The organism is Rhizobium indigoferae, assembly GCF_034554815.1.
In the GTDB taxonomy this organism is placed as follows: Bacteria; Pseudomonadota; Alphaproteobacteria; order Rhizobiales; family Rhizobiaceae; genus Rhizobium; species Rhizobium leguminosarum.
In genome coordinates this window covers 890742-906261 of sequence record NZ_CP140637.1, presented here as the reverse complement: position 1 = coordinate 906261, position 15520 = coordinate 890742, and the positions used below count along the sequence as shown (strand labels likewise).

Genomic DNA, 15520 nt, shown 5'->3' with positions numbered 1-15520 from the left:
ACACGAAGGAAATACGATGAGCGAAGAGGTTGAACGGGAAGATGGCGTGTCGAAGGGGCGGTACCGGATTGTCGTTGATCGATCCGAGGCCGAAATGACATAACAGCCGAGCGGGGCAAAAGCTGATCATCATCGACCACACGGATGTTCCTGCCGCGTTGCGCGGTCGAAAAATCGGCGAGCAATTGGTCCGGCAGGCGGTAGAGGACGCCCGGCGCGAAGGCATCTCGATCATACCGCTTTGCCCATTCGCGAAAGCGCAGATAGAGCGCCATGCGGAATGGCAGGATGTTTTGAGAAAGTGAAAAATTTTGCCGAACGCGGAAGAACACCCACCTGTTTCAAGAGGCGAAGCAGGCCCTTCAAGCTGCTGCCGGAGAGATAAACAATGGCCGAAAACACTCCTGATCTAACTTTGGCAGAGCGCCAGATCGCCGAGGTCATCAGTCGCACCGACAAGACTCTTGCTGCCGCGGTCTCCTGTGCTCTGGAGGATGCGACCAAACAAGCTGCCGAGGATATGCGAGCGATCGGCCAGGAAGATGCTGTGCCGGCAATGACATATTTCGCTGCAGTTGTTCACCAGCGAATGTATTGTCTCATGTGTGGCGCAGACCCGGATACATTCGAAGGGGAAACCCTGAAACTGCCTACCACGTCATCCGCAACTCCCAGAATATCGCCAAGCATTATTGGTCAGCAGACGTTGAGCCTTACCCAGCGAAAAGCGGTGGATCATCCATTGGCATCCAGCACCGCGCCATTATTGCGTCGGCGGCACCTTTCGTTGCGGATCAGCTCGGCACTAACAGAAAACCATTTCGACGTTCGGAAGGAACTGGCCGCGTCGGCGATCGCTGATCCAGGTCAGATTTATGTATAATCGGGAATCGCGGCGGCCTATTATCCGCCGGCAATTCTGCCAACGCATCCTCCGCAACATATGCACGCTGCCAGACAGCTTCCGGCAACCGGCTACCCAATACACACCCGACCCGCCCGCTTGACCGCGAAGGTTCGATCGGGAACTTGATTGAATTCAGGCCAAGTGATCTCTTGTGCCAAGCCGCAGAGTGGGAGCGAGCCGGTCGACCTCGCAATCTTGACGTTACCCACACGCTGATCGTTCGTCTTGCCTGCCGAGGCCCGCCGCGCCGTCCTTGACGGCCGCGCTTCCGAAACGTTCGATGAGCATTTCAGTGAGGGTTCTCACCTTTCGCGAGGGATGCTGGCCGGGTGGCCTTACGACGAAGATGCCGGCTGGCGGAATCGGATGGCGCGTCATGATTGGCACCAGTGCGCCCGAACGAATATGATCCGCGACAAGCGGTTCCGGCAGGTAGCCGATCCCAATACCATCCAGAGCGGCAGATACGAGCGATATTCCGCTATCGGCTACGAACCGTCCCTGCGGACGCACCGTAATAATCCTATCGCCGTCCATGAATTGCCACCTCTCGTCGTCTCGCATGACGACTTGATGATTTGCAATCTCGTCCGGTGTTACGGGAGCGCCGTGAACTTCTATGTATTCGGGACTCGCAACCAGTATCCCGAAGATCGATCCGACACGTCGTGCGATTAGGACAGAATCTTGGAGGTGGCCAACCCGAATGGCGCAGTCAAACCCCTCTCCGACGAGATCTACGAAACGATCGGTATAGGAAGAAAGGATTTGTAGTTGGGGATGTCTGCGCGCCATTTGAGAGAGGATAGGAGCAAAATGTGTTGGGCCAAAAGAAAGCGGCGCAGCGACACGTAACCGGCCGCGAAGATCTCCGGAGGGAAGAGTGGCCTCCCTCGCAACGTCAAACTCGCTGCAGATTTTTGCTGCGTGCTCGCGAAACGTCGCGCCAGCTTCGGTCAAGGAGGCGCCGCGCGTCGTTCGCGCGAGCAATTGAACGCCCAGGAATTGCTCAAGTCGCGCAAGCCTTCGGCTGACGAGCGATTTGGAAACGCCAAGCCGGCGCGCTGCCTGTGTGACGCCGGTGGCGTCAGCAACCTCCACGAAGGTGCGCAGTTCCTCAATATCCATTGGTGTTTCCTTTTAGGCGACATGGTGTCTCAGTTTGATGGCCTACCGTAGCCGAACTTGCAATGGCACTGTCCACCTGGACGTTTTCACAAGGGTTTTTGTCTTCCGACAAGTCGGCCTTCAACGACGACATGCGAAAAAAGTGATGACCTTTCGCGACGGCTTGGACTCACTTCTTCGCCCATCGCGCGCATCCGCATGGCACCGGCTCCGAATGACCGCATTTCGTAAAATCAGTCGAACGAGGGTAAAATGATCAGAAAGATATTCATCGCGTTTTTGACAAGTTTTTCTTTGTCTGTAGCTCAGGCACAAACGACGCAGGAACAGCCCAGCGCCGATCTGATCGTTATCAATGCAAAGATCTTCACCGGCAGCCGTGCCCAGCCCGAAGCTTCGGCTTTGGCGGTCAAGAACGGCCGCATTTATTCCGTCGGCTCTGATGCGGACATTCTCGGTCTAAAGAACTCCAACACCGAGACTATTGATGCTCGCAGCCGCACACTCATCCCCGGCATCATTGATGCCCATATCCATGTCCTCAACGATCTGGCTTATAACTACAATGTTCGATGGGATGGCGTGCCGACGCTGCGTCGGGCGTTGACGATGCTGAGCGAGCAGGCCGCACGCACGCCGAAAGGTCAATGGGTCAAGGTGATCGGAGGCTGGTCACCCTACCAATTTGAGGAGAACCGCTTCCCCACGCTGGATGAATTGCGCAGCGCCGTGCCCGATCGCCCCCTGATCGTGCAATATGCCTATAACCAAGCCTTCTTGAACAAGCAGGCGATGGAGGCGCTTGGCGTGGGTACCGATCGGTTTCCAAAGGTGCCGGACACCGAATTCGAAAGGGACAGCCGCGGTAATCCCACTGGTGTGATCCACGGTTATACTTGGTTGTTTCTCGCCCTCGAGAGCATGGTGCCGCAGCCCACGTTCGACGAACAAGTGAGTTCGATGGTCTATAGCATTCACGGTCTGAACCGGTTCGGCGTGACCTCGATCATCGATAACGGCGGTAGGTGGCCCTACCCGGAGGCCCAGGCGAGGGTAGACGTGCTTGCACGAGACAACCGTCTCAATGTGCGCATGCCCTTTGTGGACTTGCAACTCGGCGACGGCGGACCGGTGAACATGGTGGATCTGGAAATCGAGGCGATCACGAAAACGGCGCCGATAAGTGCAGGGCAAAACCTCCACCCCACCCTGGCACATGGCCATGAATATCGAGGTGCCGGGGAGGTTCTGAGCGGGGAAATGCACGATCATGAGAACTTCGACCGTCCGGCGGTCATCATCGAGCCCGAGAAGATGCGGCGCTTCGTCGAGCAGGATGTGATGAAGCTGGTCCAGCGCCGCATCCCGTTCCGCATGCACGTCAGCTACAACGAGAACATCTCCCCCTTTCTCGACGCGCTGGAGAAGGTGAACGAAACGATCTCGCTCGATGGCCTGAAATGGAGTCTCGAGCACGCTGAGACCATCAGTCCGGAGAACATCGCTCGGGTGAAAAAGCTAGGTGGCGGAATTGCCCTGGACGCCAAAATGGCGTTGCACGGCGATGGTTTCATCAGGACATATGGTCGCCAGAAGGCGTTGGAGACGCCGCGTCTGCGCATGCTCGTCGATAGCGGCATACCGCTGGCCATGACCACCGACGCCTTCCGGGCAGCCACGTTCAACCCTTGGGTGGCTGTAAGTTGGATGGTCTCTGGCAAGGCTGTGTCCGGATCCGAGATACTTGCCGAGAACAATCGCCTGTCACGCACCGAGGCGCTGAAACTGTTCACCAGCGGTGCCGCCTGGTTCATGAATGCAGAAGCCGAACTAGGCATAATCGCACCCGGAAAACTGGCAGACTTCGCCGTTCTCGACAGGGACTACTTCGCCGTGCCGGAAGATCAAATCAGCTCTATATCCTCTGTACTGACTATTATGGACGGAAAGGTGGTGTTTGGCGCGCAGGACTACAGCGCTCTATCGCCAAAACTGCCCGACATCCTTCCGGCTTGGTCACCCGTAAAATACTTCGGCGGCTATCATGGGGAAAAATGAGCCCAGCGGAACGGTTCCCCCTGCTCCAACGACAGTTCCATTTGCAGGAGCTCATTGGACCGCGGTTTCGCCGCCCGGCCGTACCCGGCCGCGGCGAAAGAACCATCGCCTTCGAGGAGAATGAAAGTGGCTGACTTCACCCTGCCTGCGAAGAGCCCATCATCACTTTTCGCAGATGTGCGCGGACATCACGTGCGATCTTTCGGGAACGTGGTTGAGTTGGCCGAAGTCATCTAGTGGCGCAGCCGCGCACGCCCCACGCACGAGCCCAAAACGATTTCACCACAAACGCGCTGGGTGACGGAATCCACCTTCAGCTGGTCGATACGCAACTGGGGTGGCCGTGTGCGCCCCATGCTTCGCCGTGCCAATGGCGCGGCGTCGTCCACCCACAGAAGCTGACGCAAGATGTGGCTACGTGCCGAAGGCTGAAAGGCTCGCAGATGATTGACCAACGGAGATGTTTCACCTCGCTTTTTCAATGGCGCTCAGCCTTCGGTTCGTATCTAGCAGTCGTCATGAGTGAAAGACGGACGAGTTATCGAGGAACCGACATCATCCCAAAAAGATTCTTTGGTCGGCGCAACGGTAGCGATATCGGCGCGGGAGATGACGGCGGAGAAAATCGTCGTCTTCAAGCGATAGGTTCGTCATCCAAATCTTATTTGCCCAAGGCGACGATGGGGCTATTGAGACGATATGAACTTCTGACCCATCAAAGATCAAACCGCTGCCCGCGTCCATCGAACAGGACCAGCGCACTCCCGGTTTGGTGCTCAATGACCCGGTAAATTGCGGTCGGCAAGCTGACGCGCGAGCGTCTCTAAAAAGCAAGGTTGCGACGAATGACTTCAGGCGCTCGGCAAATTGATTTGGGCCAGCCGACTCGTCCCAGCCGGGCTGAGTCAGGCGCTTAATTGTCCCTATAAGCTGTACCAGCATTGGACGGCTTCCCATTGAAGCGCGACCTCTACTCAGTGAGCTGCGGCAGGCACTCTCCTTGAAGTAGCTGTGTAACGATTTCAGCGCGGCGCGCGTCTCAAATCTTGTCTAAAACCCCTAGAGCGGCTGCGGTTCTTCGGATCCTCGACGCGTCGAAATCCGCGTCGTTCTCCAGAGCTGTCACCTCCGCAACAGTCAGACCAGTAGTTTCTGCGACGTCGTCCAGCGAATAGCCGTGAGCCTGGCGAGCCTCTGCAAGCAGGGCGCCGATGGACGGGACAACAGGGGATTTCGCAATCTTCGAGGCCATGTTCATGTCGTTGAGGCTCCTTTTAGCGGCCGGAAAACGTGCAAACCGTTTTCTAGTTCCACCGCTGCCGACCGCGTCCGGCAGCGGACGATTTCTCCGATTTCCGCGGGTGCTCTTTCTATCAGTTTGTGCGACGGAGTACAGATCTGACGTGATGAAGGAGCGCACGCCCCTTGCATGCGGCCGACGAGAGGTATCGTAGATGCCGCCTCAGGCGAAACAAACAGATCGAACTGCTGTCTTTCGCTACCTCGGGTTCATTCTTAAAAAAACGACTCTTCAGACTACATCGTCCGACAGATCCGCTATAAGGCATCCGCTCGTACAGATCAGGAGAAAACATGGAGACCGTGGAGATCAGCAACCGCAGTGACTTGGCGCTCTGGGCGATCCAACGCGCGCAAGCAATCGTTGCGGCCGAAGGCGCGGCCTTCGCGATGGCTGCTCGTGATATGAATGAGGAAGCGCTGGCGGAGACTGCCGCCGCACTTGGCAAGGCCATCAGCGATGCCATGCTCGAGGTCTTCGACGGCCTGCTAGAAGAATATTCTCAAGCTTGAGTCTCGGGATAGCAGGCGCTTTCTGACCAATATTTTAATATAATTTTTGGTCAGTAATCGAGTGAAAAGCCAGGAGACCGACGATCTGTTTGATTGACTTGCCGGTGTTCACTAGAAAGTCGCTGGCCCGCTGGATGCGCACCGTCATTTGATATTGCTTGGCCGACATGCCGGTCTGCGCGCGAAAAAGGCGCCGAAAATAGAGGTAGCTGACACCGAGTTCCTCGGCGAACTGTTCAACCGAAAGCGACAGGCTGCAACGCTCCATCAAAATCATTCGCGCACAACCGACGAGCCTGCCGGATACGCTTCTGTTGATATCGGTGGGCCGGCATAAAAGGGCCAGCAACTGAAGTCCAAGGGTTGAGATGCGCGGCTGATTGCGCGCGGTATCGTGCTGCGCCAACGCGTGGATCGAAGTGAACAAATCTGAAATCTCGGAGCTGCTTGGTCGCTCCGGTTGCGCCGAGCCGGCGTCGCATCCGAAATTGAAGGCGCTTCCCCGGCATTCGATCCAGTGCTCGACCCATCCGGTGCGGCGATCCGGGGCATGCCGGTGCCTGGCACCGGGAAAGAGCAGGAAAATAGAGCCTTCGGGTATCGTTGTCGGTCTCCACCCGCCCGGTGCCCGCTCCCCGTCGTCTTTCCCATGGTGGATTGCCGCGAACTCCTGGATCGCAACCCCTACCGCTGTTGAACCTTGCCCTCCTGTTCAACACAATCTATATTCTGTTCAACACAGGAGAATCTTATGGCTACCCAACCACGAACTGTTGCGGAAAGCGAAGCGGAAGTCGCGTTGACTCGCAATCGGCTCGTACTTGAGCAAGCGAAGGCCGTCGGTCTCCTTGGTACGGCGAAGAATACCCGCTTGTCGGGGCGAGTGCCGTCGGAGTTGATCGAGGCAGCCAAGAAGCGTGCCCATGTTACATCTGACACTGAGTTGCTGGAATTGGCGCTTTCACGGCTGGCTCTCGAAGACGACTTTGGCGCACGTCTGGTGGGCCGCAAGGGCCGCATCCCGACGGATATCGACCTTGGGATTTGAACTCTCTGAAATCCTGCGATCACTAAAGCCCCAGAAGCGCGTCTGGACACTCGAGCGCAGGCCCGACGAAGATCTTCCTTGGGCTGCCGACGAACCGGCAATCGGAGGGCCTCTGTTCCTGGATACGAGCGTCTACCTGGATGTGCTTCAAGGGCGCTCGCCGGTGGAGGTCGATAGGCTGATCACGTATCGCCTATGTCACCATTCGGCGGTCTGCCTGTCTGAGCTGACCCATGCCTTCGGCCGACTGGACCCCAAGCACGCCACTACAAAAGCGGTCCTCGAAACGATCGCGACGACGCTCGAAGACATTCCCGTACACCGACTTCACACTCCAGATGCAGCCGTCTGGGGACATGCCGGGGTGTTGGCGGGTCTGCTCTTTCGCTTGAGCAAGCTCCCAAAGGGGGAGGGACATGAGCGCCGCTTCGTCAATGACGCCATGGTTTTCTTGCAGGCACGGCTGCTGGGTGCGAGCGTGCTGACTGGCAATGTTCGCGACTTTGATTTCCTCTCACAGATCATACCGACCGGTCGGGTCATCCTCTATCGAGCCCCAGTGGAGGCGCGATCATCATAACGCCGAACTCTCCCTCGGTCGCTATTCTGCACGAAGCGAAATAGCCGGGGAGGCGCTGGCAACAGATGTAAAACTGCAGCATACGCAGGCATTTCTGCGTTTTGTGGACGCCGGCTTGATCCGGTACAGAGCGGGACCCGTCTCGACTACCGCCGGCGCAATCAAGCTTGCCGTAGAGTTTGAATGACTCAAACTGCGTGCACAGAGATCCACCTTGAACGGCTGGCAGATGCTCAACCTTGTTGACGGACGGATTTTGACGGCGCGCAGCGGTGCGATTGTCGGAGTGAGGCGATGTGTCAAATTCAGCTGCGTCAAGCCATTTGCGCGCTTTCCTGGTCCGGATCCGTGCGGCGTCATGATGGGGATGGAAAAGAGTTCGGTCGGCTAACTTGATAACAAGAAGCTAGAGAGCAGTTCGTTGAAACGGTCTGGTGCCTCAAGAAAGGGGAAGTGCGCTCCACCTTGATTGTCTTCGAAGATGATGAGCGTTGATCCCGCGATTTGGCCGTGGATCCACTCCTGCGAGCGCGCATCGACGTGACTGGCACGGCCGCCGACGATCAGCGTTGGCCGGTCGATCCGGGTAAAGATATCACTCCAGTCGATTGTGCAGTGATTGACGAATAGGCTCGCAACCTGACCGGGATCGACTCTGAGATTCTCCGCCAGCAACCACTCCTTCAGATCTGCCGGAATCTGCTTGGTCACCATCGAGTCTAGAAAGGCGCCTCGTGTTGCATGCCCATCAGCGCCTATGATCTGCTCAGCAATTGCAAGCATCGTTGTGCTGTCGAACAGGGCTCCGGCATTGACCGCATCTTGTTCGCTCATGCCGGCTTGGCGCATAACGGAGGCCGGTTCATCAACGAAGACAAGGCGGTTGAAATGCCTCGTGCCGAACATGTCGATCATTGCCCAGACCACAGAGGCTCCCATCGACCATCCGACGATGTCGGCACGTTCGATTTGTTCATGCCGCATCAGTTCCTGAACGTCGCCAGCGAACCGATATATCCGATAACCATGCGTCGCATGAGGCGATTGACCATGACCACGGAAGTCTAGGGCAACGACACGCCGGTTCCTGGCGAAATGGGCGATCTGATGCCGGAACATCGCTGCCGACTGTGACCAGCCGGGCAACAGGATCAGCACTTCGCCCGATCCCTCGTCAGTATAGGCGAGTGTTGCCCCGTCCGATGTCTCGAATGTCTTCTTCATCTGCCGTTCTCCTCCTCACAGTCTTCGTCAATTCGCCATCGCTTGGCTTTCGCCTCCCGCGGTCCAAGCAATGGCGCAGATCAGTATCGCATGAAGCCCCCGTCTACATTGAGCGTCACGCCGGTGATGAAGCCGGCGGCCGGCGAGACGAGAAAAGCAGTCGCCTCTGCTATGTCCTCAGGCTGTCCCGTTCGGCCAACCGGGGTTGTGGCAATAATGCCCTCTCGCTGCTTGTCCGTCAGTGACGAGGTCAGATCTGTATCGGTCAAGCCGGGGCATATTGAGTTGCAGGTCACACCGAAAGGACCGGCTTCTAGCGCGATACCCTTGGTAAATGCGATCACAGCGCCCTTCGCGGCGGCATAACAGCTGTTGCCGAACAGACCACCGCCTCGCTGGCCGGCTACTGAGGCGATGTTGACGATGCGGCCCCAATTCGACGCTGCCATATGGGGAAGGACGGACTTTGTCAGCAGAAAAACCGAGGTAAGGTCGATGGCGATCAACCGCTGGAATTCAGCAAGCCCTACATCTTCAATTGGGCCTGTTGAGACGATGCCGGCATTATTCACCAGTATATCTATTCCCGAGAATCGAGCCGCTGCTTCCCGCGCTAGCTGAAGGACGCACATGGGATCGGCTAGATCGACCTTCATGAAGGCCGCGGAATCGCCGCGCTCGGCAAGGTGGCGGACGCGGCGTTCACCGGCCTCGTAGTCTATGTCCGAAATGATGACGTGCGCTCCGCGTGCCGCCAGCCGGTCAGCTATTGCCAAGCCTATCCCGCGTGCAGCCCCCGTGACCAAGGCCACGCGGTCCGTCAAGTTCCGTTGCATACTCCCCCCGTTACCGATAGCGTTTCGGCAATGTCTCCGCGATCAGGAGATTAGATCTCGCCCCGGCAGGGTACAAACGACTTGTCCTTGCCCTTTCGTTAAGCGGAGCTTCACCGATGTCGCGGCTGGGCGTACCCCTAAGCAGCCTGGAAATCTTCGCCGAAGCTGGACAGGCATGTTCATTCAAGCGCGCAGCGGAACGGGTTGCGCTATCGACAAGCGCTGTCAGTCAGGCGGTCAGAAAGCTGGAGGAGCGGCTGGATCGCCGCCTTTTCGACCGTGTTGGCAACCGGTTGAAACTGACGCCAGAGGGCGAAAAGTTGCTCAAGCACGTGTTGCATGGGTTTGATGAGATGCGAACCGGTCTCAGGAGCATCGCCGACATTCGCGAAGATCCGATTTCGATCTGCAGCCCACCGGGAATAGCGAGCCAGCTCCTTTCCGTCGTCGTCCAATCGCTGCTGGCTTCCAAAGAGCGGGATATTCGCTTGGTTGCGGACGAGGCACCTGACTTTCGTTCCTACCGTGATTTCGATATCGCAGTCCTTTATGGCGAAGCGGCAGCGCGGCTGCATAATCTGGAGTCGCTTGGACCAGACGTTTTCGCGCCCGTCTGCGCTGCGGAGGTTAAGCACAGTCTTCAGTCCGTGGGGGATCTGGCGAACATGCCATTGATCGTCAACGAGACCAATGCGGTCACCTGGGTCGAATGGCTTGATCTGAACAATATTTCCCTAGCGCGCACCAACTGGTTGCGCTTCAATCGCGCGTCGCAGATCATACCAGCTGTGCTTTCCGGACTCGGCGTGGCGCTGGAATCACTTCGGGTGCTCGCGCCTCAGCTTGAGCGTGGCGAACTGGTGCTTTGCGATCTTCCCGGCAGCAAGCCAATTTCCCGGGAACTCACCTTCCTGCACGTCACTGCCAATCCAGCTCGAGTTGAGCGGGCAACAAAGGTCGCGAATCTCGTGCGATGTCAGTGCAGGACGGCCCTTGATGGGCGTCGGACCGCCCGAGACCAACTGTAGCCAGGTGATTGATCTGAGATAGTCACTGCGCGCCCAGCTTCGTCGGTTCAAATCTCATCAGGGCGCCTCCTCCAAAAACTGAGTTATCGCCCAAAAACTCGGTTCTGACGAGACGCGCAGATTCTGTGCCCACTACGCGTCAACTCATTGATGATTGCGACGTGAGCCAGTCGGCGAACACCTTCGAGAGCCGACGCTGGCTACCGGCTTTCGGGTAAGCCAAATAGTGGCCAATGTAACGATTGTCCCTGCTGGTGCTGAAAGGGCGCACAAGGCGACCACTTTCCAATTCCCGATTTGCGAGGGTGTTGGATTCTAAAGCGACCCCCAGGCCGTTGGCCGCCGCGTCCACGGCGAGAAAACTTCTGTCAAAGCTCATCGCGGGAAGAGGAGGGGGGCCGAGATTGTTAAGTTCGAACCAATCGATCCATTGAATGCGCTTTAAATCGCTTCTGATCAGCGGTAAGCGCGCAAGATCACGAGGCGTTTTCAGCCGCTCTGCCATCTTCGGACAGCACAGGGGCGACACTATTTCCTCTCCCAATGGCACGACGATAAGATCCTCTCGGTTAGAAGGCTCGCCGTAAACAATATCGACGTCGAAAAGGCCGTCGACGAACCGTGCGTAGTTCGTGCTTGCCGCCACCCTGACTTCTACCCCTTCGTTCTTGCTGAGAAAGTCCGGAAGCCGTGCCGACAGCACCTGCGCGGCATAGCTCGGCGCGCAATGAACCCGCAAAAGATGCGCCTTGTTCGATGAAATCATCTCAACACCACGGCGAAGTTCTTCGAAGGCGTTGGACGCGTGCGACAGAAGCGTCTGCCCTGCGAGCGTCAGCGTAACCTTGCGTGTGCTGCGCTCGAAGAGAGATATGCCAAGGTCGCGCTCCAGCTTTGATATCGCGTGGCTGACGGCACTCGGCGACAGGTGCAGCTCTTCTGCGGCTGCACGGAAAGAAGCAAGCCGCGCCGCGGCTTCGAAGATGCGAACTGCAGATAGGGAAGCCATCTGTAACATGACATTAGTGAACCAGATTCACCTACCGTTGTAAACTTCGCGTTTGTCGAACGTCATCAACTCAGACAGTCTCGACCCCGCAAGCCCACTGACTTGTCAATGATTTGCCAGATGCTCGGGATGCATCGGGAGGAGATTACATGCTACTGAATGGGAAGACCGCGGTCATTTCGGGCGCCGCGAGCAAGCGTGGCATCGGCCGTGCAACCGCACAGTTATTCGCCGAGCATGGCGCCCGCGTCGCCATCCTCGATATCGATGCCGACGCCGCAGCGGAGGCCGCCGAAGCGTTGCCGAGCGTCAACACCGGCAACCACGTCGGGCTGCGTTGCGATGTCGCAGAGAAGGCTTCCTGCGTGGATGCTGCATCCAAGGTCATCGCCTCGTTCGGTTCAGTAGACGCGCTGATCAACAATGCCGGCATAACCCAGCCCGTCACCACCCTCGATATCACGGAAGCCGACTGGCATCGGATCGTGGCGGTCAACATGACCGGCGTGCTCTTCCTCAGCCAGGCCTTCATCCCATACATGCGCGACAATGGCGGTGGATCGATAGCTTGCATGTCCTCCGTCTCGGCGCAGCGTGGCGGTGGCATCTTCGGCGGGCCACATTACTCCGCAGCCAAGGCAGGCGTGCTCGGCCTCGCCAAGGCGATGGCGCGAGAATTCGGTCCATCCGGCATCCGGGTCAACTCCGTCACACCTGGCCTTATTCAGACGGACATCACCGGAGGCAAACTCACTGACCAGATGCGCGCCGACATCATCAAGGGCATCCCGTTGAGCCGGCTCGGAGAGGCCGCCGACGTCGCCAACATCTACCTGTTCCTCGCCTCAGACCTGTCGGCCTATGTCACCGGCGCCGTCATCGACGTCAACGGTGGCATGCTGATCCACTGAGTCCAATCAGGAGATACATCGACATGACCCAGATTGGCCACAATATCAGCCTGACCGAGCGCGCCCGACGCATCCGGCGTCACGCGCTGCGCATGGGCGAAGTGCAGGGGCAGGGCTACATCGCGCAGGCGCTTGGCGTCGCCGACGTGCTTGCCGTATCGTACTTCCACGCCACGAGCTACCGGCCCGAAGATCCGGAATGGGAGGGCCGCGACAGGTTTCTATTGTCGATCGGCCACTACGCGATCGCTCTTTATGCAGCTCTGATCGAGGCCAAGATCATTCCCGAGGATGAGCTGGAAACCTATGGCACAGACGACAGCAGGCTGCCGATGTCCGGCATGGCCGCCTACACGCCTGGCATGGAAATCACTGGCGGGTCGCTGGGACACGGACTCGGCATCGCAGTCGGCATGGCCTTGGCGCTGAAACGGAAGAAATCGTCGTCATTCGTCTACAATCTGTTTTCGGATGGCGAACTCGACGAGGGATCGACCTGGGAAGCGGCCATGTCGGCGGGTTCCTACAAGCTCGACAACCTGATTGGCATTGTCGACGTCAATCAGATGCAAGCTGACGGCCCGTCGATCGGCGTGCTCAACTTCGAACCGTTGGCACCCAAGTTCGAAGCCTTCGGCTGGTTCGTCCAACGGGTCGATGGCAACGACATCGATGCTCTCGTAAAGGCGTTCGACGCTGCTCGCCACCACACGGAGGCAAAGCCTCGCATCATCATATGCGACACGAAAATGGCGAAGGGCGTTCCCTTCCTCGAGGCGCGAGATCGAAACCACTTCCTGCGCGTGGAACCGCATGAGTGGGCGGATGCCCTCAGGATCATCGATGCGGGAGGGGAAGCATGAGACGTTCGAAGTACATCCGGCCGGCGCATCTGGACAAAGGTGGCGACAAGCCCCGCTTGACGACGTCGGCGATGATCGCCTCCATAGCCGGCCCGGATCAACCGACCAAGCCCGCGCCCTTCGGCAACGCATTGGCAGCGTTGGCCCAAAAGGACGACCGGATCGTCGGCATGTCCGCCGACCTTGCTAAATATACCGACCTACATGTCTTCCGCGCCGCCCATCCGGACCGCTTCTATCAGATGGGCATGGCAGAACAGCTCTTGATGATGTCGGCGGCGGGCATGGCGCGCGAAGGCTTCCAGCCATGGGTGACGACATATGCCGTCTTTGCCTCCCGGCGCGCCTACGACTTCATCTGCCTGGCGATCGCCGAGGAGATGCTGGACGTGAAGATCGTCTGCGCCCTTCCGGGCCTGACGACCGGATATGGGCCGAGCCACCAGGCGACAGAAGATCTCGCGATGTTCCGTGGAATGCCGAACCTGACGATCATCGATCCGTGCGACGCGAGCGAAATCGAGCAGGCGGTGCCGGCGATCGCCGCCCACAAGGGGCCGGTCTACATGCGTCTTCTGCGCGGCAACGTCCCTTTGGTTCTGGAGGAATACGACTACAAGTTCGAACTTGGCAAGGCGAAGCTTCTTCGGGACGGCGGGGACACTCTCATCATCTCGTCGGGCCTGATGACCATGCGCGCGCTCGAGGCTGCCAAGCAGCTTCAGAAGGATGGCGTTGACGTTGCGGTACTGCATGTTCCGACCATAAAGCCGCTCGACGAAGCGACCATCGTCGCCGAGTGCCGCAAGGGCGGGCGGCTCGTGGTCGTGGCGGAGAACCACACGGTCATTGGTGGTCTCGGAGAGGCGGTCGCCGGAACGCTGATGCGTGCTGGTGTTGCGCCTGCGGCCTTCCGACAGATCGGCCTGCCCGACGAATTCCTGGAGGCGGGCGCCTTGCCGACGCTCCACGACCGATATGGGCTCTCCACCCTCAAGGTGACGGAGGCTGTCAAGGCCTGGCTCTCGACCTGACGACGGCGGCCGGTGGAGGAGACGCCGGCCGATCCAACAAGCTTGTGATGGAGGATGATATGAGCTTGCAGATGAATAGAAGATCTTTCCTGGCGAGCACCACCGCCGCGCTCGCGGCTCCGGCGATCGTGCTTTCGAGCCGGTCCGCCAGCGCCGCCGCCACGACTTTGACCCTCGGCCATGGTGCGGCTCCTGGCAACCCCAGGACAGTGGCAGCCAACAAGTTCGCGGAACTCGTCAAGGAGAAGACCGAAGGTCGTATCCAGGTCAACGTCGCAGGTGCCGAGACTCTCGGAAGCGACCCTGCGATGCTGACCAGCCTGCGGACCGGAGCTCTGGACTTCACCGCAAACAGCCAGGGCGCCACTTCCGCAATCGTCCCCGAGTTGAACGCGCTCGGTCTGCCTTTCGTATTCGAAAACACCGATAAGGCGATGGCGGTGCTCAACGGTCCGGTGGGGACCGAACTCAACAGGCGGTTTGAAGCGGTCGGCGTCGTCCCCCTCGATTGGTGGGACAACGGCATCCGTCATCTCACGAATTCGAAGCGCAAGGTCGCGTCACCGGCGGATTTGAGCGGCATGAAGATCCGCACCCCGGCCGATCCCATGACGATCGACATCTTCCAGGCACTGGGAGCGGGCACCGAGCAGATCGCCTTCGGCGAACTCTACATCGCCCTGCAGCAAGGGGTCGTGGACGGACAGGAGAACCCTCTGGCGAATATCGAGAGCTCGAAGCTGCACGAGGTCAACAGGTACATCAGCCTGACCGCCCACAAGTGGGAATCCACTCCGTTCCTGATGTCGAAGATAGCGCAGGCCCGGCTGGGACCGGATCTCGAGGCCGTCAGGGCTGCGGCCAAGGAGGCCGGAGCACTCCAGCGGAAGCTCTCGAACGAGAAGGCTGCTGAAGTCCTGGAGAACTTCAAGAAGAACTCCGCCGTCGAAGTCGTGGAAGTGGACCGCGAAGCCTTTGTGAAGGCCACCGCGTCTGTCGCGGACACCTGGAAGAAGAAGCCCTTCGGCGATTTCGTCGCCCAGGTGGAAGCCGCAGCGAGGGGCTGACGCCCCTCCCACATC

Annotated in this window: 17 protein-coding genes and 1 pseudogene; 11 read left to right on the top strand and 7 right to left on the bottom strand. The window is 58.5% G+C overall.

Annotation, left to right across the window (positions count from 1 at the left end):
- Positions 1-19: 19 nt before the first annotated feature.
- Positions 20-305, top strand: a pseudogene (locus tag U5G49_RS30730) (GNAT family N-acetyltransferase); the annotation flags it as partial.
- 83 nt (positions 306-388) lie between these two features.
- Complete coding sequence (locus tag U5G49_RS30725) at positions 389-883, top strand: hypothetical protein (RefSeq protein ID WP_376770329.1); 495 nt, start codon at positions 389-391, stop codon at positions 881-883.
- 225 nt (positions 884-1108) lie between these two features.
- On the opposite strand, the gene U5G49_RS30720 is transcribed toward U5G49_RS30725, so the two are convergent.
- Positions 1109-2035: a LysR family transcriptional regulator gene (locus U5G49_RS30720; RefSeq protein ID WP_193445322.1), complete on the bottom strand. Its 927-nt coding sequence runs from the start codon at positions 2033-2035 to the stop codon at positions 1109-1111.
- Between the two features lie 252 nt (positions 2036-2287).
- Here U5G49_RS30720 and U5G49_RS30715 point away from each other — a divergent pair, with 252 nt between their 5' ends.
- Positions 2288-4093, top strand: a complete 1806-nt coding sequence (locus tag U5G49_RS30715; RefSeq protein ID WP_193445321.1) for an amidohydrolase — start codon at positions 2288-2290, stop codon at positions 4091-4093.
- Positions 4094-4648: 555 nt separating this feature from the next.
- Here the strand turns inward: U5G49_RS30715 and U5G49_RS30710 are convergent.
- A complete protein-coding gene (locus tag U5G49_RS30710) occupies positions 4649-5035 on the bottom strand; it encodes a hypothetical protein (protein ID WP_193445429.1) in 387 nt (128 codons plus the stop codon).
- Positions 5036-5132: 97 nt separating this feature from the next.
- Positions 5133-5351, bottom strand: coding sequence for a helix-turn-helix domain-containing protein (locus tag U5G49_RS30705; RefSeq protein ID WP_193445320.1), 219 nt, complete (start codon positions 5349-5351; stop codon positions 5133-5135).
- Positions 5352-5686: 335 nt separating this feature from the next.
- Here U5G49_RS30705 and U5G49_RS30700 point away from each other — a divergent pair, with 335 nt between their 5' ends.
- Entirely contained in the window at positions 5687-5905 is a 219-nt protein-coding gene (locus U5G49_RS30700) for a hypothetical protein (RefSeq protein ID WP_193445319.1), read from the top strand.
- Positions 5906-5939: 34 nt separating this feature from the next.
- On the opposite strand, the gene U5G49_RS30695 is transcribed toward U5G49_RS30700, so the two are convergent.
- A complete protein-coding gene (locus U5G49_RS30695; protein ID WP_210262315.1) occupies positions 5940-6485 on the bottom strand; it encodes a helix-turn-helix domain-containing protein in 546 nt (181 codons plus the stop codon).
- A 171-nt stretch (positions 6486-6656) separates the two neighbouring features.
- Here U5G49_RS30695 and U5G49_RS30690 point away from each other — a divergent pair, with 171 nt between their 5' ends.
- Both U5G49_RS30690 and U5G49_RS30685 read left to right on the top strand, forming a co-directional pair.
- Entirely contained in the window at positions 6657-6953 is a 297-nt protein-coding gene (locus U5G49_RS30690; RefSeq protein ID WP_018245238.1) for a hypothetical protein, read from the top strand.
- Entirely contained in the window at positions 6943-7533 is a 591-nt protein-coding gene (locus U5G49_RS30685; protein ID WP_193445318.1) for a type II toxin-antitoxin system VapC family toxin, read from the top strand. Before U5G49_RS30690 ends, U5G49_RS30685 begins: the two co-directional genes overlap by 11 nt.
- 387 nt (positions 7534-7920) lie before the next feature.
- On the opposite strand, the gene U5G49_RS30680 is transcribed toward U5G49_RS30685, so the two are convergent.
- Positions 7921-8757 (bottom strand): alpha/beta fold hydrolase, encoded by an 837-nt coding sequence (locus U5G49_RS30680; RefSeq protein WP_193445317.1) that lies wholly within the window; start codon positions 8755-8757, stop codon positions 7921-7923.
- An 80-nt stretch (positions 8758-8837) separates the two neighbouring features.
- Positions 8838-9593: an SDR family NAD(P)-dependent oxidoreductase gene (locus U5G49_RS30675; protein WP_193445316.1), complete on the bottom strand. Its 756-nt coding sequence runs from the start codon at positions 9591-9593 to the stop codon at positions 8838-8840.
- A gap of 116 nt (positions 9594-9709) precedes the next feature.
- On the opposite strand from U5G49_RS30675, the gene U5G49_RS30670 reads away from it, so the two are divergent.
- Positions 9710-10621: a LysR family transcriptional regulator gene (locus U5G49_RS30670; protein ID WP_193445315.1), complete on the top strand. Its 912-nt coding sequence runs from the start codon at positions 9710-9712 to the stop codon at positions 10619-10621.
- A gap of 139 nt (positions 10622-10760) precedes the next feature.
- Here the strand turns inward: U5G49_RS30670 and U5G49_RS30665 are convergent, their stop codons facing one another.
- Positions 10761-11639, bottom strand: coding sequence for a LysR substrate-binding domain-containing protein (locus tag U5G49_RS30665; protein ID WP_193445314.1), 879 nt, complete (start codon positions 11637-11639; stop codon positions 10761-10763).
- 140 nt (positions 11640-11779) lie between these two features.
- Between U5G49_RS30665 and U5G49_RS30660 the strand changes: the two genes are divergently transcribed.
- From U5G49_RS30660 to U5G49_RS30645, 4 genes are read left to right on the top strand one after another with little or no spacing between them, the layout of a single operon-like run.
- A complete protein-coding gene (locus tag U5G49_RS30660) occupies positions 11780-12541 on the top strand; it encodes an SDR family NAD(P)-dependent oxidoreductase (RefSeq protein WP_193445313.1) in 762 nt (253 codons plus the stop codon).
- Between the two features lie 23 nt (positions 12542-12564).
- A complete protein-coding gene (locus tag U5G49_RS30655) occupies positions 12565-13404 on the top strand; it encodes a transketolase (RefSeq protein WP_193445312.1) in 840 nt (279 codons plus the stop codon).
- The gene (locus U5G49_RS30650) at positions 13401-14438 is read left to right on the top strand and encodes a transketolase family protein (RefSeq protein WP_193445311.1); all 1038 of its coding nucleotides are present in this window, start codon (positions 13401-13403) and stop codon (positions 14436-14438) included. The genes U5G49_RS30655 and U5G49_RS30650 overlap by 4 nt, the downstream gene beginning before the upstream one ends.
- A 59-nt stretch (positions 14439-14497) precedes the next feature.
- Positions 14498-15505, top strand: a complete 1008-nt coding sequence (locus tag U5G49_RS30645; RefSeq protein ID WP_193445310.1) for a TRAP transporter substrate-binding protein — start codon at positions 14498-14500, stop codon at positions 15503-15505.
- Positions 15506-15520: the final 15 nt, after the last annotated feature.